This is a genomic window from Bradyrhizobium vignae, from assembly GCF_004114425.1.
In the GTDB taxonomy this organism is placed as follows: Bacteria; Pseudomonadota; Alphaproteobacteria; order Rhizobiales; family Xanthobacteraceae; genus Bradyrhizobium; species Bradyrhizobium vignae.
Map to the genome: position 1 here is coordinate 20,608 of NZ_RDQF01000009.1, position 23,541 is coordinate 44,148.

The 23,541-nt window shown below is 62.5% G+C and carries 25 protein-coding genes and 1 pseudogene; 12 read left to right on the top strand and 14 right to left on the bottom strand.

Features of this window, described 5'->3' with window-relative positions:
- Positions 1-530: 530 nt before the first annotated feature.
- The 10 genes and pseudogenes from EAV90_RS10045 to EAV90_RS10090 form a co-directional block, all read right to left on the bottom strand.
- Positions 531-1,300, bottom strand: a pseudogene (locus tag EAV90_RS10045) (SDR family oxidoreductase).
- 41 nt (positions 1,301-1,341) lie between these two features.
- Positions 1,342-2,202: a VOC family protein gene (locus EAV90_RS10050; protein WP_129143261.1), complete on the bottom strand. Its 861-nt coding sequence runs from the start codon at positions 2,200-2,202 to the stop codon at positions 1,342-1,344.
- 17 nt (positions 2,203-2,219) lie between these two features.
- Positions 2,220-3,104, bottom strand: a complete 885-nt coding sequence (locus EAV90_RS10055) for a VOC family protein (protein WP_164936853.1) — start codon at positions 3,102-3,104, stop codon at positions 2,220-2,222.
- A complete protein-coding gene (locus tag EAV90_RS10060; RefSeq protein WP_129143263.1) occupies positions 3,101-3,784 on the bottom strand; it encodes a TetR/AcrR family transcriptional regulator in 684 nt (227 codons plus the stop codon). The genes EAV90_RS10055 and EAV90_RS10060 overlap by 4 nt, the downstream gene beginning before the upstream one ends.
- Before the next feature lies 1 nt (position 3,785).
- Entirely contained in the window at positions 3,786-4,100 is a 315-nt protein-coding gene (locus tag EAV90_RS10065) for a non-heme iron oxygenase ferredoxin subunit (RefSeq protein WP_129143264.1), read from the bottom strand.
- 9 nt (positions 4,101-4,109) lie between these two features.
- On the bottom strand, positions 4,110-4,874 hold the full coding sequence (locus EAV90_RS10070; RefSeq protein WP_129143265.1) for an SDR family oxidoreductase: 765 nt from the start codon (positions 4,872-4,874) through the stop codon (positions 4,110-4,112).
- Positions 4,875-4,883: 9 nt separating this feature from the next.
- Complete coding sequence (locus EAV90_RS10075; protein ID WP_129143266.1) at positions 4,884-5,369, bottom strand: aromatic-ring-hydroxylating dioxygenase subunit beta; 486 nt, start codon at positions 5,367-5,369, stop codon at positions 4,884-4,886.
- A 14-nt stretch (positions 5,370-5,383) separates the two neighbouring features.
- On the bottom strand, positions 5,384-6,655 hold the full coding sequence (locus EAV90_RS10080; RefSeq protein ID WP_208738479.1) for an aromatic ring-hydroxylating oxygenase subunit alpha: 1,272 nt from the start codon (positions 6,653-6,655) through the stop codon (positions 5,384-5,386).
- 22 nt (positions 6,656-6,677) lie between these two features.
- The gene (locus EAV90_RS10085) at positions 6,678-7,007 is read right to left on the bottom strand and encodes an oxidoreductase C-terminal domain-containing protein (RefSeq protein ID WP_129143267.1); all 330 of its coding nucleotides are present in this window, start codon (positions 7,005-7,007) and stop codon (positions 6,678-6,680) included.
- The gene (locus tag EAV90_RS10090; protein WP_164936854.1) at positions 6,974-7,831 is read right to left on the bottom strand and encodes an NAD(P)/FAD-dependent oxidoreductase; all 858 of its coding nucleotides are present in this window, start codon (positions 7,829-7,831) and stop codon (positions 6,974-6,976) included. The genes EAV90_RS10085 and EAV90_RS10090 overlap by 34 nt, the downstream gene beginning before the upstream one ends.
- A 189-nt stretch (positions 7,832-8,020) precedes the next feature.
- Between EAV90_RS10090 and EAV90_RS10095 the strand changes: the two genes are divergently transcribed.
- The 3 genes from EAV90_RS10095 to EAV90_RS10105 all read left to right on the top strand — a co-directional run bounded on the left by EAV90_RS10095 (position 8,021) and on the right by EAV90_RS10105 (position 10,594).
- Positions 8,021-8,998: an amidohydrolase family protein gene (locus tag EAV90_RS10095; protein ID WP_164936855.1), complete on the top strand. Its 978-nt coding sequence runs from the start codon at positions 8,021-8,023 to the stop codon at positions 8,996-8,998.
- A 91-nt stretch (positions 8,999-9,089) separates the two neighbouring features.
- Complete coding sequence (locus EAV90_RS10100) at positions 9,090-9,488, top strand: hypothetical protein (protein ID WP_129143270.1); 399 nt, start codon at positions 9,090-9,092, stop codon at positions 9,486-9,488.
- Positions 9,489-9,619: 131 nt separating this feature from the next.
- Positions 9,620-10,594, top strand: coding sequence for a Bug family tripartite tricarboxylate transporter substrate binding protein (locus EAV90_RS10105; protein WP_129143271.1), 975 nt, complete (start codon positions 9,620-9,622; stop codon positions 10,592-10,594).
- Between the two features lies 1 nt (position 10,595).
- On the opposite strand, the gene EAV90_RS10110 is transcribed toward EAV90_RS10105, so the two are convergent.
- Entirely contained in the window at positions 10,596-11,450 is an 855-nt protein-coding gene (locus EAV90_RS10110) for a MaoC/PaaZ C-terminal domain-containing protein (protein ID WP_164936856.1), read from the bottom strand.
- Positions 11,451-11,677: 227 nt separating this feature from the next.
- On the opposite strand from EAV90_RS10110, the gene EAV90_RS10115 reads away from it, so the two are divergent.
- Both EAV90_RS10115 and EAV90_RS10120 read left to right on the top strand, forming a co-directional pair.
- The gene (locus EAV90_RS10115) at positions 11,678-12,883 is read left to right on the top strand and encodes an ABC transporter substrate-binding protein (RefSeq protein ID WP_245509491.1); all 1,206 of its coding nucleotides are present in this window, start codon (positions 11,678-11,680) and stop codon (positions 12,881-12,883) included.
- Between the two features lie 15 nt (positions 12,884-12,898).
- Positions 12,899-13,801 (top strand): SDR family oxidoreductase, encoded by a 903-nt coding sequence (locus EAV90_RS10120; RefSeq protein WP_129143273.1) that lies wholly within the window; start codon positions 12,899-12,901, stop codon positions 13,799-13,801.
- A 46-nt stretch (positions 13,802-13,847) separates the two neighbouring features.
- Here EAV90_RS10120 and EAV90_RS10125 read toward each other — a convergent pair whose 3' ends face one another.
- A complete protein-coding gene (locus EAV90_RS10125) occupies positions 13,848-14,372 on the bottom strand; it encodes a MarR family winged helix-turn-helix transcriptional regulator (RefSeq protein ID WP_129143274.1) in 525 nt (174 codons plus the stop codon).
- Positions 14,373-14,591: 219 nt separating this feature from the next.
- On the opposite strand from EAV90_RS10125, the gene EAV90_RS10130 reads away from it, so the two are divergent.
- The 3 genes from EAV90_RS10130 (at position 14,592) to EAV90_RS10140 (ending at position 18,061) form a co-directional block, all read left to right on the top strand.
- Positions 14,592-15,473 (top strand): SDR family oxidoreductase, encoded by an 882-nt coding sequence (locus tag EAV90_RS10130; protein ID WP_129143275.1) that lies wholly within the window; start codon positions 14,592-14,594, stop codon positions 15,471-15,473.
- 45 nt (positions 15,474-15,518) lie between these two features.
- Positions 15,519-16,319: an enoyl-CoA hydratase/isomerase family protein gene (locus EAV90_RS10135; RefSeq protein ID WP_129143276.1), complete on the top strand. Its 801-nt coding sequence runs from the start codon at positions 15,519-15,521 to the stop codon at positions 16,317-16,319.
- Between the two features lie 116 nt (positions 16,320-16,435).
- Positions 16,436-18,061, top strand: coding sequence for an AMP-binding protein (locus EAV90_RS10140; RefSeq protein ID WP_129143277.1), 1,626 nt, complete (start codon positions 16,436-16,438; stop codon positions 18,059-18,061).
- A gap of 1 nt (position 18,062) precedes the next feature.
- On the opposite strand, the gene EAV90_RS10145 is transcribed toward EAV90_RS10140, so the two are convergent.
- Positions 18,063-18,866, bottom strand: coding sequence for an enoyl-CoA hydratase/isomerase family protein (locus EAV90_RS10145; RefSeq protein ID WP_129143278.1), 804 nt, complete (start codon positions 18,864-18,866; stop codon positions 18,063-18,065).
- Positions 18,867-18,996: 130 nt separating this feature from the next.
- On the opposite strand from EAV90_RS10145, the gene EAV90_RS10150 reads away from it, so the two are divergent.
- A complete protein-coding gene (locus EAV90_RS10150) occupies positions 18,997-19,872 on the top strand; it encodes an SDR family oxidoreductase (RefSeq protein ID WP_129143279.1) in 876 nt (291 codons plus the stop codon).
- An 11-nt stretch (positions 19,873-19,883) separates the two neighbouring features.
- Here the strand turns inward: EAV90_RS10150 and EAV90_RS10155 are convergent, their stop codons facing one another.
- The gene (locus EAV90_RS10155; protein ID WP_129143280.1) at positions 19,884-20,897 is read right to left on the bottom strand and encodes an NADP-dependent oxidoreductase; all 1,014 of its coding nucleotides are present in this window, start codon (positions 20,895-20,897) and stop codon (positions 19,884-19,886) included.
- A 127-nt stretch (positions 20,898-21,024) separates the two neighbouring features.
- Here EAV90_RS10155 and EAV90_RS10160 point away from each other — a divergent pair, with 127 nt between their 5' ends.
- From EAV90_RS10160 to EAV90_RS10170, 3 genes are read left to right on the top strand one after another with little or no spacing between them, the layout of a single operon-like run.
- A complete protein-coding gene (locus EAV90_RS10160) occupies positions 21,025-21,477 on the top strand; it encodes a MaoC family dehydratase (RefSeq protein ID WP_129143281.1) in 453 nt (150 codons plus the stop codon).
- On the top strand, positions 21,474-22,355 hold the full coding sequence (locus EAV90_RS10165; protein ID WP_129143282.1) for an HpcH/HpaI aldolase/citrate lyase family protein: 882 nt from the start codon (positions 21,474-21,476) through the stop codon (positions 22,353-22,355). Before EAV90_RS10160 ends, EAV90_RS10165 begins: the two co-directional genes overlap by 4 nt.
- Positions 22,348-23,535, top strand: a complete 1,188-nt coding sequence (locus tag EAV90_RS10170) for an acyl-CoA dehydrogenase family protein (protein ID WP_129143283.1) — start codon at positions 22,348-22,350, stop codon at positions 23,533-23,535. Before EAV90_RS10165 ends, EAV90_RS10170 begins: the two co-directional genes overlap by 8 nt.
- The last annotated feature ends 6 nt before the right edge of the window (positions 23,536-23,541 follow it).

Below are 23,541 nucleotides of genomic sequence, written 5' to 3' on the forward strand. Positions count from 1 at the left end.
TGGCTAGCATCGAGCGCGGTACGAATTCTTCTGTGGATTCAAGGCTGAAAAATTGAGGCGGATGTACCGTCGGCATTTGTCCGTCAGACCCGCAAAATTTTGCTTGCAGATCACGGCGAAGCGATGTTCGCAATAATAGAGTGGGAGTAGTGCGGCCGGCTGGCATCGCGCAGTTTGGCGTACTTTGGTGAAGTCGTTCTTCCTTTCGCATCGAGGACGCCACCGAACTCGTGAGCTTGGTTTAGTCCGATCGAGATCAGAATTCTACCGCGTTCTCACTCGTGGAGTGTTGCAGCGCAGACAATCGTAAAGAAGGCGATGGTCCAAGCCTCAGGCGGCGGCAATTGTTGGCGGAAAGCGGCTACTCTTGCTCAAGCCTGAGAGTGAAGAACTCGTCTCGTGTGGGTTGGTAGCGCTTTCCCGCTACCAATCGTGCGATTTTGCGCGTCAACCTGCGATCCTGTGCGGTTTTTGGTATCGAAATCTTGTCCAACAGATCGGCAGATTTAGACATGATGAACATGTCGGAATTAAAATGCGCCGGGGTAGGCCCCGCCGTCGATCAGAATGTTCTGTCCCGTGATGTAGCTCGCTTGAGCTGAACAGAGAAAGGTGCAAGTCGCACCGAACTCGTCCGGATGGCCGAACCGTTTGCTTGGGTTGCTGGCACGTACTTCCTCGGTGACCTCTGCCAAGCTACGTGACGAGTTTCGGGCGAGTGCCGCAGGATTGGATCTCAGCCGGTCCGTATCGAACGTGCCCGGCAACAGGTTGTTGACGGTCACGTTGTGCTCGGCGGCAGAGCGCGCTAGGCCCGCGACGAAGCCCGTGAGTCCACTTCGCGCACCGTTCGATAGTGCGAGCATTGCGACCGGCGCCTTGACCGCGTGCGACGTGATATTGACAATGCGGCCGAATTTACGCGCGATCATCCCGTCTATGGTGGATTTGATCAGCGCAATCGGCGCCAGCATGTTGCCATCAAGCGCCGTTATCCAATCGTCACGCTCGAAGTTCCTGAAATCGCCCGGCGGTGGTCCACCTGCATTGTTGATGAGAATATCGGGCTCAGGGCAGGTGGACAGAATGGCCTCGCGTCCCTTCGCGGCTCGTTACATCCGCAACGACTGTTTGAGGTCGGTTGCCTGTGGCCAACTCGATCTCTCGAGAAGTTCTCGCACCGCCGGGTGACAATCACGACTTCGACACCCTCGCGGGCCAGCGCCATGGCGCTTGCTTTTCCAAGGCCTTGGCTCGCCGCGCAGACGATGGCCTTGCGGCCTCGCAATCGCAGATCCATGCGTCCTCGTTGGAGGTTAGCCGCGACTGCGGCGCGACATGTTACTTGTTCGGAAGTGTCATGCCGGCGGGTTTGGAACCCCACATGCAAAAGCTCGTTGGCTCGAATCCAAACTGGCGCGGGCGGTGCGTTGCCTCATCTTCGATTTCATCGACACCCACCGAATATTCGAAAATCATCCCGTCCGGTCCTTTGAAGTAGACGAAGCGGGCTCCCGACGTCGGATGGCGACCCGGCCCGAACACGATCGGCACGCGCTGTTCGTTTAGGAAGTAATAGGAGCGCAGCACATCGTCGCTGTTCTCAACCTGGTGATTGATGTGCTGGATGCCGGCCTGCGGCGCGCGGACCAGCGCAATGGTGTGATGGATGGCATTGACCCGCATCAGCGGGATGTCGCCGATGCGATCGCTGACTCGGGCGTTGCAGACCTTGGTCCAGAATCGCTCGTCGCGGGTGGGATCGGTCGAGTTGAGGCCGACGTGACTGAAACCTGTGATGCCCGCATCGCGGCTTCCGAAATAGCGGCGCCCGCTGCGTTCCGGCCGCACGACCAGTTCGATATGGTTGCCGGTGGGATCGCTGAAGCCGATGAACGCCTTCACCTTGCGCCGCTCCGCCTCCTCCGCGGTTCCGGCGTGGACCGCGTGGCCGAGCGATTCGAGCGTGGTTGCCGCATCCTGGAGACTTGCTTCGTCCTCGACTTCGAAGCCGACCGTCTGCTGCTTCGGATCGCCTTCCGAATAGCACAGTGTATGCGCACGTTCGTCCGATCGGAGGTAGAGGTCGCCCTTGCCGCGCTCGGCGATCTGCAAGCCGAGGCAAGCGGTGGCGAACCGCTCGACCTGTTCGAGATCCGGTGATCCCAGGCGGACATAGCTGACGTCCTTCAATTGGATCATGTCTGGCTCCTGTTCGGTCAGCTCTGCGGGCTCAGTTCGGGAACGCCCTTGCTTTCGCTGCCCCAGTTGCAGAGCGAGGTGGCTGTAGGTGGGAATTGCCGGGGTGGGCGCGGCCTGTCGCCGATCTCGGCCGTGCCGGTGACGTAAGACAGGATCAGTCCGTCGGGTCCTTCGACGTGAAGGAAGATTTGCTGTGAGGCGGGCTGACGGCCGGGGCCCTGCACGATCCGCACCTGATTTTCCTGCATGAAGTAGCTGTTCTGCATGATCTGATCGAGCGCCTCGACCTCGAAGGCGGCGTAGAGCAGGCCACGCCGCTGCGACGGATAGAGGGCGATGCGGTGATGCAGGGCGTCGATGCGCAGGTACGCGATGTCGCCAACCCAGTCGCTCACCTCGCCGCCGAGTAGGCGCCAGAAGGCGAGATCACGCTGGTGGTCCGTGCTGCACAGGCCGATGCCTTGAAATTGCACGATGCCGGCATCGCGCGGCGGAAAGTAGCGCCGGCCGCTGCGTGTGGGGCGGGTTACGAGGTCGATCCGATTTCCGGAGGCGTCCTCGGTCAGCAGGGCTGATTGCACATGTCGTCGCTGGCATTCCACCGGACTGGCAGATCTCGCGGCAAAGCCGTGTGTGCAGAGCCGCTCGCCGATCTCCCGGAGCGCGGCGTCGTCCCAGGCCTCGATGCCGATGCTGGTGCCGTCGTCCTGATCGTCGCAGAGGCTCACCGTGCGGAAGCGATCGTCCGAGCGGAAGGCGAGCTCACCGTCCCGGCCTGCGACCCGCTGCAGGCCGAAGATATCGGAAACGAAGCGCGCGCAGGCCTGCGGCTCGCTCACCGCGTGGCGGACGTAGCAGACCGACGTGATCAGCGGCCGTGTTCCGGTCAAGGGAGCGTTCATCGCAGACGCCCTCGCTTCTGCTCGGCTTCGATGAAGACTTTGATCATCTGCCGCCACAGTCCGAACAGGTGATCGAACCATTTGGGATCGTTGTCCCACAGCGTCCGCAATGCCATGCCGCGGACGACGCCGAGGGTGAGTGCAACGATGTCGGCCGCAACGGATGCCGGAACGCCGCCCGCTACCAACGCTTCGGCCCAGGCCGCTTCGACCGGACGGCGTGCCTTGCGTGAGATGTCGAGGATCTTCTTGCGTACCGCCTGGTCGGTGGAGGTCGAGAGCACAATGTCGATCGCCACCATGAAGTGCTCGCTGAAGAAGAATTCCCTCGCGTCGGCGACGACAGCCTCTATCAGGTCCCGTGGCCGGCTCACCGCGGCGGCGCGGCGGCGACTGAGGATTTGTGCCTGCTCGAACACATATTCGAGCGTAGCGACGACGAGCGAATCCTTGGTCGGGAAATGATGGAGCTGGGCACCGCGGGAGACGCCCGCTTCAGCCGCGACCTCGGCGGTGCGAAATCGCGCGTAGCCGCGACGCCGGATCAGGTTGGCCGCCGCCTTCAGGATCCGCAGCTGCGTTTCAGCGGTCCGCTCGGCCTGAGTCCGGCGGCGTGGCGGTGTCAGCGATCGCCGCGCCGTCTTGAGCGGAGCGGGAGCGCGACTGGCACGGGGTGGCATGTCAAACCTCGATCTGAACTTTCCCGTCTGCGACGGTGACGGGATAGGTTTTCAACGGGATCTCGCAGGGCATGCCGGTGGGCATGCCCGTGGTGACGTCGAACGTTCCGAAGTGGAAGGTGCACTCCACGATCTTGCCGTTGATGATGCCTTCCTCCGACAGCGAAGCCTCGCCATGGGTGCACATATCGGCCGTGGCGTAGATCGTGCCCGCCACGCGATACAGCGCGACATTGGTGCCGTCGGGCAGGGGAGCCTGCTTGATCTCGCCTTCGACAACCTCGTCGGCGGCGCAGAGAATGATTGTTTCGGCCATCGCGAGAACCTAGAGCATGGTGCTGCCGCCGTTGACGCTGATGACCTGGCCGGTCACGAACGACGCTTCGGCGGAGGCAAGATAGGAGACCATCGAGGCGACTTCCTCCATTTCGGCCGGGCGCCCCATGGGGATGACGCTGACGAATTTGGCGGCAAGTGTCGGGTCGCTCTTGGCGATGGCGACCATCTGCGGCGTATTCACCGCGCAGGGAGCTACCGTGTTCACGGTGATGCTGTCCCTGGCGAATTCGCGCGCCATGCCGGTGGTCAGGCCGTGCACGCCCCCCTTGGCAGCATTGTAGGCAGCGTGGTCCCAGAGGCCATTGCGAACTGAATCGGCGCCGAGATTGATGATGCGGCCATAACCTTGCTTGCGCATCGTCGGTGCCGCGTACCAGGAGCACCACAGCACGGTCCAGAGATTGCGATCGATCGTCGCCTTCAACGTCTCCGGCGTGTGCTCCGCAAACGGCTTGATGATGCCGCCGCCGGCATTGTTGACGAGGATGTCGAGGCGGCCGAAGCGTTCGGACGCAAGCCGGATGGTCTTCTCGGCGACGGCCTGTTCGGCGAGATCTCCGGCTTCGCATGCAACCTCCACGTCGAACTGGCCGGCGAGGCGAGCCGAGGCGTCCTTGAGCCCTGCCTCATCGAGGTCGGCCAGGATTAACCTCGCGCCGTCCCTGGCGAGCCGCTCCGCGATCGCAAGGCCGATGCCTTTTGCAGCGCCCGTCACTACGGCAACGTTGTTCTTGAGCTTCTTGTCCACCATCGAACGTCCCTAGAGGATAATGCTGACGCGCCCCTGCGTGCGCAGTCCTTCGCTGTCGAGCAGGCAGCGCTTCTCTCTGATGCGCAAACGTCCGTTCTCGGCGACCAAGCGATAGCGGTTGCTGCCGAAATAGGTGTCCGTGATGCCATCCTTGGTGCGATAGGTGATGAAGGCGGCGCCGACCTCCATCTCGCTGTCGCTCCGGCTGCGGATCCGTACGTTGCTGACCAGGTGCCGCGTGCGCGAATGAGGGAACTCAGCATGCGCGGTGCGCTTCATCAGGCGCTTGACGCGCTCGCTGAGGCGAAAGCGGTCGTCGGCGACATAGAAAAGATTCTTGTCCGGCGAGGAGTCCGCGGGAACGTCGGTCGACGGTACGTAGTAGATCGCGTCTTCCGTGAACAGCTCGAGCCATTCCGGCAGGCGCCATTCGTCCAGCAGCTCCGCTTCGGCGAACAGGAAATCTTCGACGTCGGCCCGGGTGATGTCTTGCATATGCGCCTCCCGTCCTACGCCGATGCCGCAAAGACATGCTTATTCCAGTTCGACCAGAACGCGCGCATCTGCAACTCGTCGTCGTACGCAGGAATGTCCTTGCCCATCCCCTTGGAGATGTCATTCCACTGCGCTTCCGTGGCGTTGCGGAAGCCGCGCTGGCACTGCTCCAGCGCCTCGACATCGTCGGGTGTCGCGAAGCCGCCCGGGCCCAGGAATTCGAGGAAATTGAACAAGCGGTATTTGCGCGCCCAGTCGGTTTCTTCCTTTGGCGCGAGCGCCCATGCGCTGACGGTCATGAAATCGGGGGCGTGCGGATAATAGGTACGGATCGTCACCGCCATGATGTCGTTGACGACGAGATTGGGGAACACGAACAGATTGCGATTGAAGAGCGCAATCCGCCTGGCGCGTTCCTCGCCGAAGCGCGCCACCAGCCCCTGGTAGAGCCGGTCGATCTCGCGCTTGCCTTCGTCGCCCCACATGGGAACCCATTGTGCGACCGGCCGCCCCCATGGTGCCTTGTACTCCAGCACCGCATGTCCATTGCCGAGATCGAGCGCGGCACCCTCCAGCGGGACCGGTACGAGCCCGCCATTGGTTGCCTTCAGGTAATCGAAATAGGTCGCGTGGGTGGTGAGCGCGTGATAGCCGTCGATCGAATTCTCGGTGAGCAGCTTCCAGTTGGCGCGCATCGAGTATTCCTGCGTGCCGCCGACGATAGTCATGCCGGCTTCGGCCTGGTCGCCGACGATGTCGAGATATTCCTTGACCGCGCCGAGATAGGCATCGAGTGTCTCGGCATTCCGATCGAAGCACACGAAGCAGAAATCGCGATAGGTTTCGAACCGCGGCACGTGCTGCATGTTGGACGTGCTGCGCTCCTTGAAGTCGGGCGCATAGGAGGCCTCGCCCGGCTGGCTCCGCAACGCTCCGTCCAGCCCGAACACCCAGCCGTGATAAAAGCACTGGAAGGATTTTGCGTTGCCGTGCTTCTCACGGCAGACCTGAGCGCCGCGATGCGGACATGTGTTGAACATGGCGCGCAGGATTCCCTTGGCGTCGCGCGCGAACAGGATGTTGCGGCCGCCGACCTGACGGGTAACGAAGTCGCCGGGTTTGGGGAGCTCCGAAGCGTGACCGAGATAGAGCCAGCATTTGTCGAAGATGCGCATGCGCTCTGCTTCGAGAATATCCGGATCGACGAAAGCCTGGCGGGACACCTTGAAGATCTGCCTGGCCTCGTCGACCATCAGCGCGGTGTTCATTCGCTGGAACGCATTCATTGCAGTCCCTCCCTCAGCTATCTCAGTGTGCCTTCAGCGCGGCCCGGAGGTCGTAGCCCGGCGACTCGAGCTCGGCGCGCTGTGGCTTCGCGTTGGCGGCAAGGATCCGCCGCAGCATCGCCATGTCCTTGGCCGCATTCACCGAGAGCGCACCGACGAGTTCGATGCCGCGCATGGCCATGATCGAAAATCGTGTACTGTTGGGATCACCGCGCGCGATGTGATCGGCATCGCGCATATCGCCGGCGACCTGGATGTTCAGGTCGTATTGGTCGGTCCAGAACCAGGGCGGATCGTGATATTCCCTCGGCTCGCCGATCATATTGGCGCGCGGCCATGGCAGCGGCTCCATTGCAGTGCAGCATCACCCGCACAGAAGATGTCGGGCACCACGGTGCGGCCGCAGGCGTCGACGGCGATGCCCTCGGCGGCGGGCAGACCGAGCCGGACGGCGAGTTCGGCCGAGGGGGTGACGCCAACGCCGACCAAGACCAGATCGGCGGCGATGTCCGCGCCGTTGCTCAAATTGACCGAACGTGACGTGCTTCCGGTCACCGTCGCGCCGAAGACAAACGTGACACCGTGGCTCCGATGCCTGTCGGCAACGAGGGCGCTGACCAGAGGCGGAAATGCGCGTGCGAGGAGACGCTCCTCGCTCTCGATCACGGTGACATGGCAGCCGCTCCTGGCAGCGGCGCAAGCGGCTTCCAGGCCGATGACGCCGCCTCCGACGATGGCAATGCGCGACCTGGCCTGGATGTGACGACGAAATCGGAGCGCGTCCTCGACGCTGCGGAGATACTGGACCTCGATGCCAGCACCTTCCAGCGCCGAAAGCCGCCGCGGCCGTGTTCCTGTGGCAAGCAAAAGCCTGTCGAAACGGAAATCGCGGCCGTCTGCGGTGGACACGATGCGGCGATCGGCATCGCAATCGATCGCCGCGGCGCCGGTCTCGATGCGGATATCGAGCGTCCTGGTCCAGTCTGCGGCCTGCTTGATGTAAGCGACAGGCGCATCGGAAGATTGGAGTAAGCTCTTCGACAGCTGCGGCCGTTCGTAAGGCGGGTGGGGCTCCTCGCCGATCATCGTGATCGAGCCCTTGAAGCCGCGTGCCCGCAATGCTTCGGCAGCACGCGCGCCGGCCTGGCCGGCTCCTGCGATCACGATGTCGTTCATCGTTCGCGCCACGCTCGCTTCGCTCCCTGATGCGATCATCGATCAGTGTCGATTTTATGGTTCACTAGCATACGAATATGAGATTGCCTAGATGATAAAAACAGTCCAACCTGCTTGTAAATTGGCGATCTGCTTCAGCAAAGCTGCTCGATCGCTTGGTGCGCCGCAAAAAGACGTCGGGGAAACGCCTTGGTCGATGCGATCGACACACACACCCATTTCGTTCCGCGGCATATCCCCGCGGAACCGGGTCGCAATCCGCTCTGGCCTTCCGTCGAGATCCGCGACGCTTCGGCCGCTGTCATGGTGGGCGGTAAAGTGTTTCGGGTAATCGATGCCCGTAGCTGGGACGCGCGCCGCCGGCTCGACGATATGGCGATCGACGACATCGATCTGCAGGTCGTCTCGCCGATGCCGGAGTTGCTGTCGCATTGGTTCCCGTCCGATGACGCAGACGCGCTATGCCGTCATGTCAACGAGGGGATCGCAGCGCTATCCGCGGATCATCCTCGGCATTTTGTCGGGATCGGGATGATCCCCATGCAGGACGCCGCGTTGGCGGCGCGGCGCGTCGAAGAGGTGAAATCACTTGGTCTGCGCGGCATCGAGATCGGCACACACATCGATGGCATGCCGCTCGGCGACACGCGCCTGAATGACGTCTACGCGGCGGCGGAGCAGGCCGGATTGATGGTGCTGATCCATCCGCTGCATCCCGTCGGGCTTGATCGAATGGGTGGTCGTCCGGAGCTTGCGGCTGTGGCCGCTTTTCCCCTAGAGACAGCCTTTGCCGCCGTGTCTTTGATGACCAACGGCGTGCTCGAGCGCTTTCCTGGCTTGCGTATCCTGCTCAGCCATGGCGGCGGAGCGCTGCCCTGGCTGTTGCCGAGATTGCATCGCGCTTACGCGATGGGACCGCCCCTGGAGAGTCTTTTCGCGAGGAATCCGGCGGAGATCGCCCGATCCTTCTACTACGATACGATACTCTACGACGGATCGGCGCTGCGATACCTCGCTGACAAGGCCGGGGCAGACCGGCTCGTGGTTGGATCGGATTACCCGTTCACGATCAAGCAAGACAAGCCGGCTCGGTTCGCCGAGCATGCCCTGTCTGTCGAGCGTGGAGTGCTATCCGCCAATGCAAAGCGGCTGTTCGGGCTCGGATAGGGAGGAGACATTGGGACAATGCTATTCCTATCGCCAATTCTGTTCGCTCGGCCCGTTGCCGCCTCGCACGCCGGCACGACCGGATCCGCAGGTGCCGAAGGACTACAAGCTCGGTCCGTGCGCGCATGGCAAGATCGGTGCCTTCTATTTTTACGCCGAAGGTTCGCAGGATGATCCCGCCTTTGGCTTCTGCGAGATCGAGCTGTCGGTCCAGTATGTGGCCCAGAACAGGATGCGGATCGAACTCTACTGCGTCGCCGACGGTTATCAGAGCGCACGCGGCGTTGGCGCGAGGCATCCGCTGAAGATTGCGGTACTTGCCGGAGAGACCGTTCTGGGGACTGCGAACTGGCACTTTCCGGACGTGATCTGCGGTCACGCCGACCCCATGCATTTCGCTGCGGATATTGATCTGGAGGAAGGACTTTTTCCAACGGCCGATCGCATCGAACTGCGCCGGACGAGCGGCGAGTCTGAACCGTGCGCCTGATGGTCGTCTGAAGTCGGAAGTGGATGTTCTCAGAAATCGTAAAGTAGAGTACGATATCGGAACAAATCGGGACTGCGGACTTGGCTGAGCCGCCCTGCGGATCGTCAAGCGCTTACGCTTAAGGAGAAACCATGCGATTTCGGGGTGCGATCGCTCAGTGCCTTCTCGCCGTATTGATTGCGACGGCCAGTTGGCAGCAGGCCGCGGCGGAATCCTATCCTTCGCGGCGCATAACCCTCATCGTGCCGTTCCCGGCAGGCAGCGCAACCGATGCCGTGACCCGGCGTCTCGCCGAAAGCATTCGCATCGAAACCGGAGCGACCGTGCTGGTAGAGAACAAGCCGGGAGCCGACGGCAATCTGGCGGCGCTTGCGGTGCTGAAGGCCGACGCCGACGGTTACACCGTGTTCGTCACCACGAATTCGACGCAGGCGGCCAATGTCAGCCTGTTCAATGCAATGCCCTATGATCCCGCCACGGACTTTGCGCCTGTGGCTGGGATCATGACCATTCCGATGATGCTGGCCGTCAGGCCGGAATTTTCTGCAAAGACGGTCGCGGAATTCATTGCCCTGGCGAAGACGCGCGAGAAGCCAATCTCATTTGGAAGCGGCAACACCTCGAGCCGGGGCGCTGCGGAATTGTTTCGGGCGAGGGCTGGGATCAGCATGCAGCATGTTCCGTATCGCGGGATGCCACAGGCACTGACGGATGTGCTGGCGGGCGAGATCGACTGCGTCTTCGCCGATCCCGCCAGTGCGCAAGGACTTATCCAGGACGGCCGATTGCGCATCCTTGCCGTGACCAGCAGCGATCGGTTGGCGGGGATGCCCGATGTTCCTACGCTCGCGCAGGCCGGATTGCCTGGTGCGGAGCTCACCGCCTGGGTCGGTGTCTTTGTGCGGGCGGGCACGGCTCCTGACATCGTCGCAAAACTCAGCCAGGCTGTGCTGGCTTTCGTCAACAGCAAGGATACTGCCGGTTATCTCGAATCCGTGGGTGCAAAGCCGTTTCCGGCCAGCCCCAGCGAGCTGAAGGCGTTCGAGGAAGCCGACACGCGACGCTGGGCCGAGATTGTCGCAATCGCGAAGATCGACAAAAAATAGCTCAATCGCGCAGCGTCACAGTCCCTCGATCGAGCACCACGACGTCGCGTTCGAGGACCCGTGAGCGAAAGCGGAGCTGGCCGCCGACGGGGAAGAATTCCGTTCTGATCGTCTCACCCGGGAAGACCGGACGGCTGAAGCGGGCCGACAATGAAACGAGGCGTTCGGGCCGGCCATCCGCAAGGGTAGCGAGGGCCGCGCGCGTTGCGACACCGAGCGTGCACAGGCCGTGGAGGATCGGACGGTCGAAGCCGGCCTTTGCGGCGGCGTCGGGATCGGCGTGTATCGGATTGTAATCGCCGCTCAGCCGATAGATCAGAGCACTTTGCGGCAGCGTGGCGATGTCGCAGGTTTGCGCGGGAGTCTGGGCCGGAAGGGCAATTGGCTCGCCGGGGACATCGCCAAAGCTGCCGCAGCCACCGTCGCCGCGCAGGAACAGCACGCTGCGGACCGTCGCCAGCCGGCCTCCCGAATCGGAATCCTTAAGCGTCTTGACGAGATGGAGGATCGCGCCTTTTCCCGGCCCCTTGTCCGCCACGGCGGCAATCTCGTAGCTGGCTCCGACAGTGCCTTCGGCCGGTATCGGAGCATGAATTTCGAAGTGCTGTTCGCCGTGCAGGAGCTTCAGCCAGTCGATGCCGAGTTCCGGCCGTCTCGCCCAGAAGCCGGGATGGGCAAGCACACAGCAGATCGAAGGCACGGCCTTGAGATGTGCCTCATAGACGAAATCGAGCTGCGCCGGGTCAAGGGGATCGGAACCAAAACCGAGGCCGAGCGCATAGAGCATACTGTCGCGACGAGTGTAGCTCTGAGTGACTGACTCAAAATGAAAATTTCGTACGGCTTCGAGGTTCACGGCGTCCTCCAGGCTTGCGATGTCCCGATTCATCGGGACGCGGTCGAATGGCAGTTGCAATCTAGCGCAATCACATAGTACACAAGTGTACTAATTGGCGTGTGACGACGCAATGGGGGCGGAAAGGGAGAGGCGGCGTGAAGTGGGGTGGTGGCCATTCAAGTCGGGCAGTCCGCGTCGCCGGACCGCGCAGGCGGCTTTTGGGGGCGCACGGAAATCGCCGCGTTATCGGGGTCGCGACGCTAATCCTGGCTGGTCTGCTCACAAGCCACGCCTCAGCCGGGGAGAAGCGCTACGGCCCGGGTGTAACCGACACCGAGATCAAGATCGGTAACACATCGCCCTATAGCGGCCCGGCCTCCGCCTTCAGCATGGTTGCCAAGACCGAGGAAGCCTACTTCCGCAAGGTCAACGCGGAGGGTGGCATCAACGGACGGCGCATTGTCTTCCTGTCATATGACGACGCGTATTCGCCGCCGAAGACCGTCGAACAGACGAGGCGACTGGTCGAGAGCGACGAGGTTCTGCTGGTCTTCAACGCGCTCGGCACCGCAGCCAATTCGGCCGTGCAGAAATATCTGAACGCCAGGAAGGTGCCGCAATTGTTCGTGTCGAGCGGAGCGGCCAAGTGGAATGATCCTCAGAACTTCCCCTGGACGATGGGATTTACCCCAAGCTACGAAACCGAGGGCTACATCTACGCAAGATATGTGCTGCGGGAACGGCCGACGGCGAAGATCGCGATCTTCTTTCAGAATGACGATTTCGGAAAGGACTACCTCCGGGGAATCAGGAAGGCGCTCGGCGACCAGGCCGCATCGATGATCGTCGCGGAGGAAGGTTTCGACGTGTCGGAGCCGACGATCGACTCGCATCTCGTCAAGCTGAAGGCAACCGGCGCGGACGTGCTGTTCGATATTGCTACGCCGAAATTTGCGGCCCAGGCGATCAGGAAGGTGTCGGAGCTGGGCTGGCAGCCGCTGCACTTTCTCAGCTATGTGTCGGCCTCGATCGGCAGCGTGATCAAACCCGCAGGGTTCGAGCATGCGCAGGGATTGATTTCGGCAGCCTATTTCAAGGATCCGAACGACCCTACGTGGAAAGATGATTCCGGCCTCAAGCAGCTCAATCAGTTTCTTGATGGCTATTTTCCGGGCGCCGATCGCAGCGATACGCTGATCGTGAACGGCTACAACACGGCGCAGGCGCTCGTTTATCTGCTCAAGCAGTGTGGCGACGATCTCACCCGCGAGAACGTGATGCGGCAGGCAGCCCACCTGAAAGAGGTTGAGCTCGACATGCTGCTTCCCGGCATCCGCTTGAATACGTCACCAAGCGATTTCGCCCCGGTGAAGCAATGGCAGTTGATGCGCTTCGAGGGAGCGAACTGGCATCTGTTCGGCGACGTGATGAGCAGCGAAACGAAGAACTAGGCAGGGAGACGACAAATGGGACGACTATGTGCCGGGCGGGTCGCGATCGTGACGGGGGCCGGCCGCGGACTCGGCCGCGAATACGCTCTGATGCTGGCGGAGCAGGGCGCCAAGGTCGTGGTCAACGATCTCGGCAGCACGGCTGCGGGCGAGGGCGCCGATCTCTCGCCTGCTCAGGAGGTTGTCGACGAGATCAGACGGGCCGGTGGCGAAGCTATTGTGGACGGTAGCGATGTCAGCGACTGGGCCGGCGCCAAGGCTCTGATCGACGCTGCCATCGACGCTTTCGGCCGGCTCGACGTCCTCATCAACAACGCCGGTATCCTGCGGGATCGCATGATGGTCAACATGACCGAGGCGGAATGGGACGCGGTGATCAAGGTGCATCTCAAAGGTACCTTCGCCCCGTCTCACCACGCTGCGCAGTACTGGCGCCAGGAAACCAAGAAGCGTGGAGCGCCGGTCAGCGCCCGCCTGATCAACACCTCATCGGCCTCCGGATTGTTCGGCAATGTCGGCCAGAGCAACTATGGAGCCGCGAAGGCCGGTATCGCCGCCTTTACCATCATCAGCGCCATGGAGCTGCGGCAATACGGCATCACGGTGAATGCAATCGCGCCGCGCGCGCAGACCCGCATGACCGAAGGGTTGCGTGAGCGCACCGAAGAGGAGATCAAGCGCCGAAATCCGCGGTGGGTTGCCCCGATCGTGGTCTGGCTCGCGAGCGAACAGTCTAGCGAGGTGACCGGTCGCGTGTTCGAGGCAGGCGATGGGATTCTCAAGGTCGCGGAGGGATGGCACGCCGGCCCGGGAATTGACCCGGTCGAGGATCCCAACGAACTCGGCCCTCAGGTGGCGAAACTGATGCAGGAAGCGCGGCCCAACGCCGATATCTGGGGACGCGACATCGTCTCATGAGCCTGCCAAGGACTCCTCCCGGAGCACCTCAGGCGGGTGGCTGGCTTCAGGCCGCCGCCCGCCGCTTTTTCCGGGTTTTGGCTCGCGGCGTCTCCTCCTCCTCGTCCTCCCCGCTCTCGGTTTCCGTGCCATCAGACAAGGCCAGAAGGTTGTGCTTCATCGCAAGGAGGGCTTCCGAAGCGGCTTCGAGCTGCTTGCGATCGATCCCGTTGACGATCCTTGCATTGAACTTGTCGGTCTCCCTCCGGAGCTTCTCGAGGAATCCGCGGGCCTGCTTGGTGACATAGACGCGCTTGATCCGCCGGTCGACCGGATCGGCCTGGCGTATCACGAACCCCGAGGTCTCCAGCCGGTCGATCAGGGCACCGACGGCGACCTTGCCGACGTCGAGCTCATTGGCGAGCTGGACCTGGGGAAGGCCATCCTTGCGCGAAATGAACGCCAGGACCCACCATTGCGAGCGGGTGATCCCGAGCGGCGCAAGCGCCCGATCGAACATCATCCTCCTGAGCCGCGACACGTCATGGATGAGATATCCAAGCCGAAGATCCCAATCGGGCTGTTCAACCATTGATGTTTCCCTTGAGGCGAGCCGGAGGCAGAGGTTCAACTAATACCATACACCAGCGTATTTTAAAGCAGAGGCGGTGGGAATCGGGCAGAAATCCCCCAAAATTTCCCAAGAGCCAGGATTTACAAAACAAGTACGCTAGTGTATTAGTTTTACGAGGCGCCGGTCCCTTGGACGAAGAAGCGCTCCCTGAAAGCGATTGCAGGAAGGAAGTCGTCCATGTTCGATGCTGCCGTGCTGAAGGGAAAGCGCATCCTGGTTACGGGCGGGGGGACGGGCCTCGGCAAGGAGATGTCGGTGGGTTTCGCCGCCCATGGCGCTCACGTCTACATCTGCGGGCGGAGGAAAGAGGTCCTCGATCAGGCCGTGCGCGACATCGCCGAGCGGTCCGGGGGAACGGTCTCCGCGCTGCTTGCCAACGTACGTGATCCCGACAGCATCGAGGCGATGATGTCGAGCATCTGGGCGGAGGGGCCGCTCACCGGGCTCGTCAACAATGCCGCGGCCAACTTCCTTGCGCCGACCGAAAGCCTCTCGCCCCGGGGCTACGAGGCGGTGCGCTCCACGGTGATGGATGGTTCGTTCTATGCCTCGCTTGCCTGCGGCAAGCGGTGGATCGCCGCGGGGCTCCCGGGCAGCATCATCAGCAATCTGGTCACTTGGGTGTGGACCGGATCGGCCTATGTGGTGCCGTCGGCGATGGCGAAGGCGGCCGTACACGCCATGACCATGTCGCTCGCGGTCGAGTGGGGACCCAAGGGTATTCGCGTCAATGCCATCGCGCCCGGGCCGTTTCCGACTGAGGGGGCGTGGGACAAGCTCAATCCGCTCGCCGAGACAGGCGTCGGCGCGACCCAGGCCGAGGAGGTGCCGCTGCGCCGTTTCGGCAAGATGGACGAGCTGCGCAATCTCCTGATCTTCCTGATGTCGGATGGCTCTAGCTACATCACGGGGGACACGATCAGCATCGACGGTGGCCATCATCTGGCCGCGCCGAGCACGTTCGCGGGGCTTTCAAAACTGTCGCCGGCCGACTGGCAGCGTGCGCGCGAGGCCATTCAAGCATCGGTTCAGAAAGAGAAGCAGGCGCGCTCCATCTGAGCATTGAGAGTGGGCGCTTCGAGCGCGTTATGAAGGGGAGAGGCGATGGGACTGGGCATATCGACCAAGAGCTTTGAGTGCACCATCGATGGTGCTCTTGCCCATATTGTCCTGGATCAGCCCGCCCGTGGCAATCCGATTGATGGTGATTTTTGTCGTGAATTCGGCCTGGCGATCGCTGAGCTGAGCGAGCGTGCCGACGTGAGAGCCGTGCTCCTATCCGCACGCGGGCGGTTGTTCAGTGTGGGTGGCGACCTCATGGCGTTGGTGAAGCAGAGCGATGCGCTGCCGGCAACGATCAAGGCCTGGACCGCCGATCTTCACGTTGCGCTCGCAAGGATGGTGCGCATGCGGGCCCCCGTCGTCGCAGCGGTTCATGGCAACGTCGCCGGCGGCAGCGTGTCGCTGATGGCGGCGGCGGACCTCGTGGTGATGGCGGAATCGGCGAAGATCTCGGCTGCCTTCTCCAGGATCGGCTTCAGCCCGGATAGCGGGTCGACCACCACTGTCACGCGGCGCATCGGTGTCGCGCGCGCAAGGCGCTTTTTCCTGCTGGGTGAGACGCTCGATGCAGCGGCGGCGCTGTCGCTTGGACTGGTTGATTTCGTCGTTCCGGATGCTGCAGTGCAGACCGAGGCTGCGCGGCTTGCCAGGGAGTTCGCGGCAGGCCCGACCGAGGCGTTTGGCGCGATCAAGCGTCTATTCTCGCAAACGGCCGATCAGTCGTTCGAGAGCCAGCTCGAGGAGGAGGCGCAGACGCTCGCCGCGATCTCGCGAACGGCCGACGCGCGGGAGGGCGTAAGAGCCTTCCTCGAGAAGCGAAAGCCGGTGTTTTCCGGAAGATGAATACGGCCGGAAGCGACAATTTCGACCATTGGCAGGAAATCGTACGCTACAGTAAAGTATCATAATGAATGAATAATCCGGCGCCAAAGCCGGAAAGAGCAGCATTAGAGGGAGAAATGATCGTGGTCGCCGCCATACGAGACACGTCTCATGCACACTTTCGGCAAGCCGGCTATTGGCTGGACAAAACCGTCGATCAGCTCCTGACGGAAGCCGTTGCGAGAGCGCCCGAGAAGGTCGCCATCGTTGCCGACCGCGCCGATCGCGATCAGGCCCGACGCTTCACCTACAGGGAATTGGATGAGCTCGCCAATCGGGCCGCGAGTTCGCTGTCGCGGCTCGGCGTCGGGCGTGGCGATATCGTCACTGTGCAATTGCCCAATTGGTGGGAATTCGTCGTCACAGCCTTCGCATGCAGCAAGATCGGCGCCGTCTTGAATCCGGTGATGCCGATCTTGCGGGAGCGTGAGCTGGTCTACATCCTGAACTTCTGCCAGGCGAAGGTTTTCATCGTACCGAAGAGCTATCGTGGCTTCGACTACGCGGCCATGGCGCAGGGCATGCGCGCGGAGCTGCCGTACCTGAAGCATGTGATCGTTGCCGACGGCGAGGGCGACACGGGCTTTGAGAGGATGCTGCTGTCGGCCGACCCGGACGAGCTCTCGCCCGGTTTGCGTCCGGACGACATGGCCGTGCTGATGTTCACGTCAGGAACGACCGGCGAGCCGAAAGGCGTCATGCACACGTCGAACTCGCTGATTGCATGCTGCAAGGCATTGTCTGGCCGGTTCGGACTCGATTCCAGCGACGTGCTGCTGGTGGCCTCTCCGGTGGGCCATATGACCGGCTATGCCGCGATCGTCCTGCTGTCGGTCTATCTCGGCGGCACGATGATCCTTCAGGATATCTGGGAGCCCAAGCGCGGCGTCGGCCTGATGGCTCGAGAAGGTGTCACCTATACCGCGGCCTCGACGCCGTTCCTGAGCGACATCTGCGATGCCGTGAAGGGTGGCTCGCCGCAGCCGAAGAGTCTGCGATCCTTCCTGTGCGGCGGGGCGCCGATCCCGTCGGTCCTCATCGAGCGTGCGGCCGCAGAGCTCGGTCTCAAGGTCTGCTCCCTCTGGGGCATGACTGAAGTGCTATCGGGGACGCTGACCGAACCGTCGCGAGCGGCCGAGAAGTCGGCGAGCACGGACGGCCGTTCGCTGGAGGGAATGGAGGTCAGGATCGTCGACACCGAAGGCCATCCGGTGCCTGCGGGCGAGCCAGGTCGATTGCTGGTCCGAGGTGCGCAGATGTTCAAGGGCTACTACAAGCGACCGGAGCTGCCGACCTTCGACGGGGACGGCTGGTTCGATTCCGGCGACCTCGCCTACATGGACAAGGACGGTTACATCCGGATCTCCGGTCGTGTGAAGGACATCCTGATCCGAGGCGGCGAGAATGTGCCGGTCGTCGAGATCGAAAACTTGCTCTACAAGCATCCTGCGGTTTCCGCGGTGGCGGTCGTCGGATTTCCGGATGCCCGGCTCGGCGAGCGCGGCTGCGCGTTCATCGTGCCTCGCAGCGGCAGCACGATCGATCTGGCGGCCGTGCAGGCCTATCTGGGCGAGGCGAGGATGGCGAAGCAGTTCTGGCCGGAGCGCATTGAACTTGTGGCCGAGCTTCCGCGCACGGCTAGCGGCAAGATCCAGAAATTCAAGCTGCGCGAGCTTGCCGCAGCAATGGCCGAAGCAAAGTAGGTCATTGGTCGGAGTAGGTCGGAGTTCGCCGCTCGCGAAACGCGGCGACGGCTTCCGCATGATCATGGGTCTCGAGGAGGATGACCTGCTGCCGGTCCTCCATCATCAGCGCCGCGTCGAGGCTCGGCGCGTCGATCAGCGTGTTGAGGGCCTGCTTCGTCATGCGCAGACCCATCGGCGACACGCGTAACATATCCTCGGCCAGCTCGAGTCCCTTGGTGAGAAGATTTTCGGCAGGCACGATGTCGCTGACGAGGCCAATCGCTTTCGCCCGTTCAGCCTTGAGGAAGCGGCCTGTGAGCAGAAACTCCGAAGCCACGGAAAGGCCAACGAGGCGCGGTAGCAGATAGCCCGAGCCCATGTCGCAGCCCCCCACCCCGATGCGGATATAGGCAGCGTTCATCCTCGCGTCGGGCGCCGCAAAGCGGACGTCGCAGGCGAGCACGAAGGAGAAGCCGGCGCCACACGCCGCACCATGGACGAGCCCGATGATGGGTTGCGGACATGACCGCATCAGGCGGATCACGCCCGAATAGTTTTGTTGCATCTTGAGTTGGCTCTGCGGGCGGCCCTTGCCGGGTGCAGCAAATGCATCCGATCCGAGGTCTGCGCCGGCGGAAAACTGTGGCCCATTGCCGCGCAGCAGCACGACCCGCGTCGTTGGCCGATCGTGCAGGTCTGAAAAATAGACGCTCAGTTCCGCAATCATATCGGGCGAGACGGCGTTGAGCTGGGTCGGACGGTTCAACGTCAGGATATCGATCGCGCCGCGGCTCTCGACGGTGATGGTGCTCGGCTGCGTCATGGGCTCGCTCTCCACGTTGATTGTCTTGATGTCAGATAGTAATAAAGTGTACGATCATGGAGCGCAATGCCACCGTCGCCTGGCGAGAACAGCGAATGGCCGGCGATACGACCTTCAAGGGAGACCGGAGATGCCATATCAGTCCGTGTTCAGGCCGGACCTGTTCAAGGGACAGACCGTCATTGTGACCGGTGGCGGGAGCGGGATTGGACGCTGCACCGCTCACGAGCTCGCGGCCCTTGGTGCGAACGTCGCAATCCTCGGCCGGACGATGGAAAAACTCGTCGAGGTACAGCGTGAGATCGAGGAAGACGGCGGACAGGCGATGAGCCATGCCTGCGACATCCGCGATGAGGCCATGGTGGTTGGCGCGATCGACGCCGTGCTCGCGCGCTACGGCCGCATCGACGGCCTGGTCAACAATGCGGGGGGACAATTCCGGGCGCCGTTGAAGACGATCTCGACCAAGGGCTTCGAGGCCGTCGTGCGCAACAACCTGACCGGCGGGTTCATCTTCATGCGCGAAGTCTATAATCGCTGGATGGAGGCCAATGGCGGTTCGATCGTGAATATCATTGCCGATATCTGGCATGGCTGGCCGGAGTTCGGCCACTCGGCGGCTGCCCGCGGCGGCATGCTCACCTTGACGGAGACGGCTGCGTGCGAATGGTCGTCCTCAGGTGTCCGCGTCAATGCGGTTGCCCCCGGCGGCATCGTCTCCAGCGGGTTCGATACCTACACGCCGGAGATGCAGAAGAAGCTTCATGACTTCACCGCTGGCGTACCGCTTCAACGCTTCGGGACGGAGGCCGAGATATCCGCCGCAATCACCTACCTGCTGTCGCCGGCAGCGGCTTATGTCACCGGATCCTGCATCCGCGTCGATGGCGGTACGCCAAATGCCCGCACGACGTGGAAGCTCGAGCCGCACAATCGCAGCGTGCCGTTCGAGGGCTTCCACCGCGCGAAATTGCCCGAGGTAATGAAGCGGAAGGCCAGCGCGTAGCGACCTGTCGATCAATCGACGCTGATGATCAGCTTGCCGTGATTTTCACCGCGGTAGAGTTGTGCGATTGCGCCGGGGGCATGCGCCAGCCCCGGGAGGATCTCCTCGTCGTGGACGATCTTGCCGGTAAGCGCGAGTTCGGCGAGGCGCGCCGCGGCCGCGTCGAATTCGGCGAGGTGATCGAAGATGATGAAGCCCGACCAGCACAGGCGGCGCGTGAGAATCTCGCGTTCGGGCCGCGGCCCGCTCGGGACGGGCGTCCAGGACGCATTCGCGGCCGTGCCGCACTGGATGATGCGTCCGCGCAGCCGCATGGTCCGAATCGCGGCATCGGCGATCGCGCCGCCAGTGTTGTCGAAGAAGATATCATTGCCATCAGGGCATGCCGCGCGAAGCGCCGCCCCAAGGTCGGCGGTCTCGCGGTAGTTGATCATGTCCTGATAGCCATACCGGGCCTTGGCCTGTGCCATCTTGTCGGCGGAGCTGGTGAGGCCGACCGCAGGGCAGCCTGCGATGCGCGCGAGCTGGCCGACGAAGCTTCCGACGCTGCCGGCAGCCGTCGACACCAGCACGTGCTCGCCGGGCTTGGGATGACCTAGGCCGTGAAAGGCAAGATAGGCAGTCAGGCCGTTCATGCCGAGCACGCTGAGATTGGCGCTGAGCGGGAGGGCGGACGGAACGACCCGCCGCAGAACGGCGTCCGGTTTGGTGACGCAATAGCGCTGCCAGCCAAACCATCCATAGACGAACTCGCCGGCGCGAAATTCCGGCACATTGCTTTCGACGATCTCGCCCACGGCGAGCGCGCGCATCGGTGTGTTCAGCGGTACGGGCGCGCTGTAGTTCCCCTCGTCATTGGCCCATCCGCGCTGCGCCGGATCGACCGAAAGATAGCGGTTTTCGACCAGAATCTCGCCTTTGCCGGGCGCGGACACCGGCTCCGTCGTGAGCGTGAAGTGTTCGGCCTGCGGTATCCCATTTGGCCGGGTCGTCAGCCGCACCTGTCGATTTTCGCGCAAGGACATGAGCGTTCCCCACAATTGGTACACTTGTGTACGATCTGAGTATACGGTAGAAATCGGACGGGAGACAAGGACAACGCGGCGGCCGCGGCCGTCGCTCTACCCTGCAACATATGACAAGAGGCAAGCAATGGCGGGGCTCTACTTCGAGCAATTCTCGGTTGGACAGATCTTTGTCCATGAGATCCGGCGCACGGTGACGGATATGGACAACATCCTGTTCTCGTCGCTGACCTACAATCCGGCGGCGGTCCATATCGATCACGAATATGCCAAGGGCACCGAGTTCGGGAAGCCCCTGATGAATTCGATCTTCACGCTCGGCCTGATCATCGGCTTGTCGGTCCAGGACACGACGCTGGGAACCACCGTCGGCAACCTGGGCATGGAGGACACCAAATTCCCGCGGCCGGTGTTTGCTGGCGACACGCTGCGGGCCGAGACCAAAGTGATTGCGGTCAGGGAGAGCAAATCGCGTCCGACGCAGGGCATTGTGACGTTCGAACATCGCGGCTTCAATCAGCGCGATGAGGAAGTGGTCTATTGCCGCAGGAGCGGATTGATGATGCGGAGGCCCGCATGAAGCTGCGCTCGCTTCTCTTCGTGCCTGCCGACAGCGAGCGCAAGTTCGCCAAGGCGGACGGCATCGGCGCCGATGCGCTGATCCTCGACCTCGAGGATTCCGTGGCCCCCGGACGCAAGGCCTTTGCGCGAGGCGCGGTGAAGGAACTTTTAGGCGGCGGGCCACGCAATTGGTCGTTCCTGGTTCGCATCAATCCGTTCGGGACGGGGCTCACGCTGGAGGATCTGGCGGCGGTGGTTCGCCCGGGTCTCGACGGCGTCCTCATCCCGAAGGTCAACGGCATCGAGGACGTCGATCTCGTTTCCCACTATGTCGACGTGCTGGAGGTCGCGACCGGCGTTTCACCGGGGCATGTCAAGCTGCTGGTTGTTGCGACCGAAACGCCGGCCGCCATGATCGGCTTCAATGGCTACGCCCGCAAGAACAGCCGGCTGGTCGCGATGACCTGGGGGGCGGAGGACCTGAGCGCCGCTCTGGGCGCGCTTACGAACAAGGAACCGGACGGCGCCTGGACCTTCCCGTACCAGGTGGCGCGCGCGCAATGCCTGTTCGCGGCGGGCGCAGCCGGCGTCGCCGCGCTGGATACGCTCTATGCGGATTTCAGGGATCAGGACGGCCTGGCCGAAAGCTGCCGCCTCGCACGCCGCGACGGCTTCGTCGGTCGGGTCGCGATCCACCCGGATCAAGTCGCGACCATCAATACCTGTTTCACGCCCTCGGATGCCGATCTTGCGCACGCACGCCGCGTGGTCGCGGCGTTCGCTGCGTCGCCGGATGTCGGAACGGTCGGGATCGACGGGAAGATGTACGACATTCCGCATCTGGTCGCAGCGCGGCGCACCCTTGCGTCGGTTGGGGAGGGACATTCGAATGAATAACAGGTCATTCTCCAACCAGCTCGACGTGCCGGAGGATCACGCCGCGATACGCGAAGGCGTGCGCGCGGTCGTCTCGCGGTTCGATGATGAGTACTGGCTGGCGCGCGATGACGACGGCGAATTTCCCCGCGAATTCCATCGCGCCATGGCCGACGCCGGCTGGCTCGGCATCACCATGCCGGAAGAGTATGGCGGGGCCGGGCTGGGTGTCACCGAGGCCGCAATCATGATGCATGAGGTCGCGAGCCATGGCGGCGGCATGACCTCGGCGTCGGCCGTACATATCAATCTGTTTGGACCGCACCCGATCGTGGTGAAGGGAACCGACGACCAGAAGCGGCGCTGGGTGCCGCGCCTGGTGTCGGGCGAGGACCAATGCTGCTTCGGCTTCACGGAGCCCGATGCCGGATTGAACACCACGCGCATCAAGACGTTCGCCGAGAAGGTGCCTGGCGGCTATCGCGTATACGGACAAAAGGTCTGGACGTCGACTGCGCAGATCGCAAACAAGATCATGCTGTTGACCCGAACGACGAAGTTCGAGCACTGCAAGCGGCCCACCGACGGCATCACCATCTTCTATACCGACCTCGATCGTTCCAAGATCGAGGTACGTCGTATCCCGAAGATGGGACGCAAGGCTGTCGATTCCAACGCCATCTTCATTGATGGCCTCTTCATCCCCGAGACCGATCGAATCGGCGAAGAAGGCAAGGGCTTCTCCTACATCCTGCACAGTCTCAATCCCGAACGCATCCTGATCGCGGTCGAGGCCATCGGAATTGGGCAGGATGCGCTACGACGGGCAACGCAATACGCCAAAGAACGTGTGGTCTTCGACCGTCCGATCGGTCAGAACCAGGGCATCCAGCACCCGCTCGCCGAGAAATGGATGTACCTCGAGTCAGCGTGGCTGATGGCGATGCGCGCCGCCTGGCTCTATGATGCCGGCAAGCCGTGTGGCGCCGAGGCCAACAGTGCCAAATTCCTCGGTGCGAGAGCCGGGCATGATGCCGCGTGGCAGGCGATCATGACCCACGGCGGCTTCGGATACGCCAAGGAGTATCACGTCGAGCGGCTGTTCCGCGAGGTTTCGATCACCCGTCTTGCGCCAATCACCGAGCAGCTCATGCTGAGCTTCATTGCCGAGAAGGTGCTCGACCTGCCGAAGAGCTACTGACGCGCG

Coding starts and splice junctions, on each gene's coding strand:
- EAV90_RS10065 (WP_129143264.1), bottom strand. CDS start 4,100: ATGGCCGAAACAATCATTCTCTGCGCCGCCGACGAGGTTGTCGAAGGC.
- EAV90_RS10130 (WP_129143275.1), top strand. CDS start 14,592: ATGTTCGATGCTGCCGTGCTGAAGGGAAAGCGCATCCTGGTTACGGGC.
- EAV90_RS10060 (WP_129143263.1), bottom strand. CDS start 3,784: ATGCCACCCCGTGCCAGTCGCGCTCCCGCTCCGCTCAAGACGGCGCGG.
- EAV90_RS10150 (WP_129143279.1), top strand. CDS start 18,997: ATGCCATATCAGTCCGTGTTCAGGCCGGACCTGTTCAAGGGACAGACC.
- EAV90_RS10165 (WP_129143282.1), top strand. CDS start 21,474: ATGAAGCTGCGCTCGCTTCTCTTCGTGCCTGCCGACAGCGAGCGCAAG.
- EAV90_RS10105 (WP_129143271.1), top strand. CDS start 9,620: ATGCGATTTCGGGGTGCGATCGCTCAGTGCCTTCTCGCCGTATTGATT.
- EAV90_RS10120 (WP_129143273.1), top strand. CDS start 12,899: ATGGGACGACTATGTGCCGGGCGGGTCGCGATCGTGACGGGGGCCGGC.
- EAV90_RS10155 (WP_129143280.1), bottom strand. CDS start 20,897: ATGTCCTTGCGCGAAAATCGACAGGTGCGGCTGACGACCCGGCCAAAT.
- EAV90_RS10080 (WP_208738479.1), bottom strand. CDS start 6,655: ATGAATGCGTTCCAGCGAATGAACACCGCGCTGATGGTCGACGAGGCC.
- EAV90_RS10135 (WP_129143276.1), top strand. CDS start 15,519: ATGGGACTGGGCATATCGACCAAGAGCTTTGAGTGCACCATCGATGGT.
- EAV90_RS10090 (WP_164936854.1), bottom strand. CDS start 7,831: ATGAACGACATCGTGATCGCAGGAGCCGGCCAGGCCGGCGCGCGTGCT.
- EAV90_RS10055 (WP_164936853.1), bottom strand. CDS start 3,104: ATGAACGCTCCCTTGACCGGAACACGGCCGCTGATCACGTCGGTCTGC.
- EAV90_RS10160 (WP_129143281.1), top strand. CDS start 21,025: ATGGCGGGGCTCTACTTCGAGCAATTCTCGGTTGGACAGATCTTTGTC.
- EAV90_RS10075 (WP_129143266.1), bottom strand. CDS start 5,369: ATGCAAGACATCACCCGGGCCGACGTCGAAGATTTCCTGTTCGCCGAA.
- EAV90_RS10125 (WP_129143274.1), bottom strand. CDS start 14,372: ATGGTTGAACAGCCCGATTGGGATCTTCGGCTTGGATATCTCATCCAT.
- EAV90_RS10170 (WP_129143283.1), top strand. CDS start 22,348: ATGAATAACAGGTCATTCTCCAACCAGCTCGACGTGCCGGAGGATCAC.
- EAV90_RS10050 (WP_129143261.1), bottom strand. CDS start 2,202: ATGATCCAATTGAAGGACGTCAGCTATGTCCGCCTGGGATCACCGGAT.
- EAV90_RS10145 (WP_129143278.1), bottom strand. CDS start 18,866: ATGACGCAGCCGAGCACCATCACCGTCGAGAGCCGCGGCGCGATCGAT.
- EAV90_RS10070 (WP_129143265.1), bottom strand. CDS start 4,874: ATGGTGGACAAGAAGCTCAAGAACAACGTTGCCGTAGTGACGGGCGCT.
- EAV90_RS10140 (WP_129143277.1), top strand. CDS start 16,436: ATGATCGTGGTCGCCGCCATACGAGACACGTCTCATGCACACTTTCGG.
- EAV90_RS10085 (WP_129143267.1), bottom strand. CDS start 7,007: ATGGAGCCGCTGCCATGGCCGCGCGCCAATATGATCGGCGAGCCGAGG.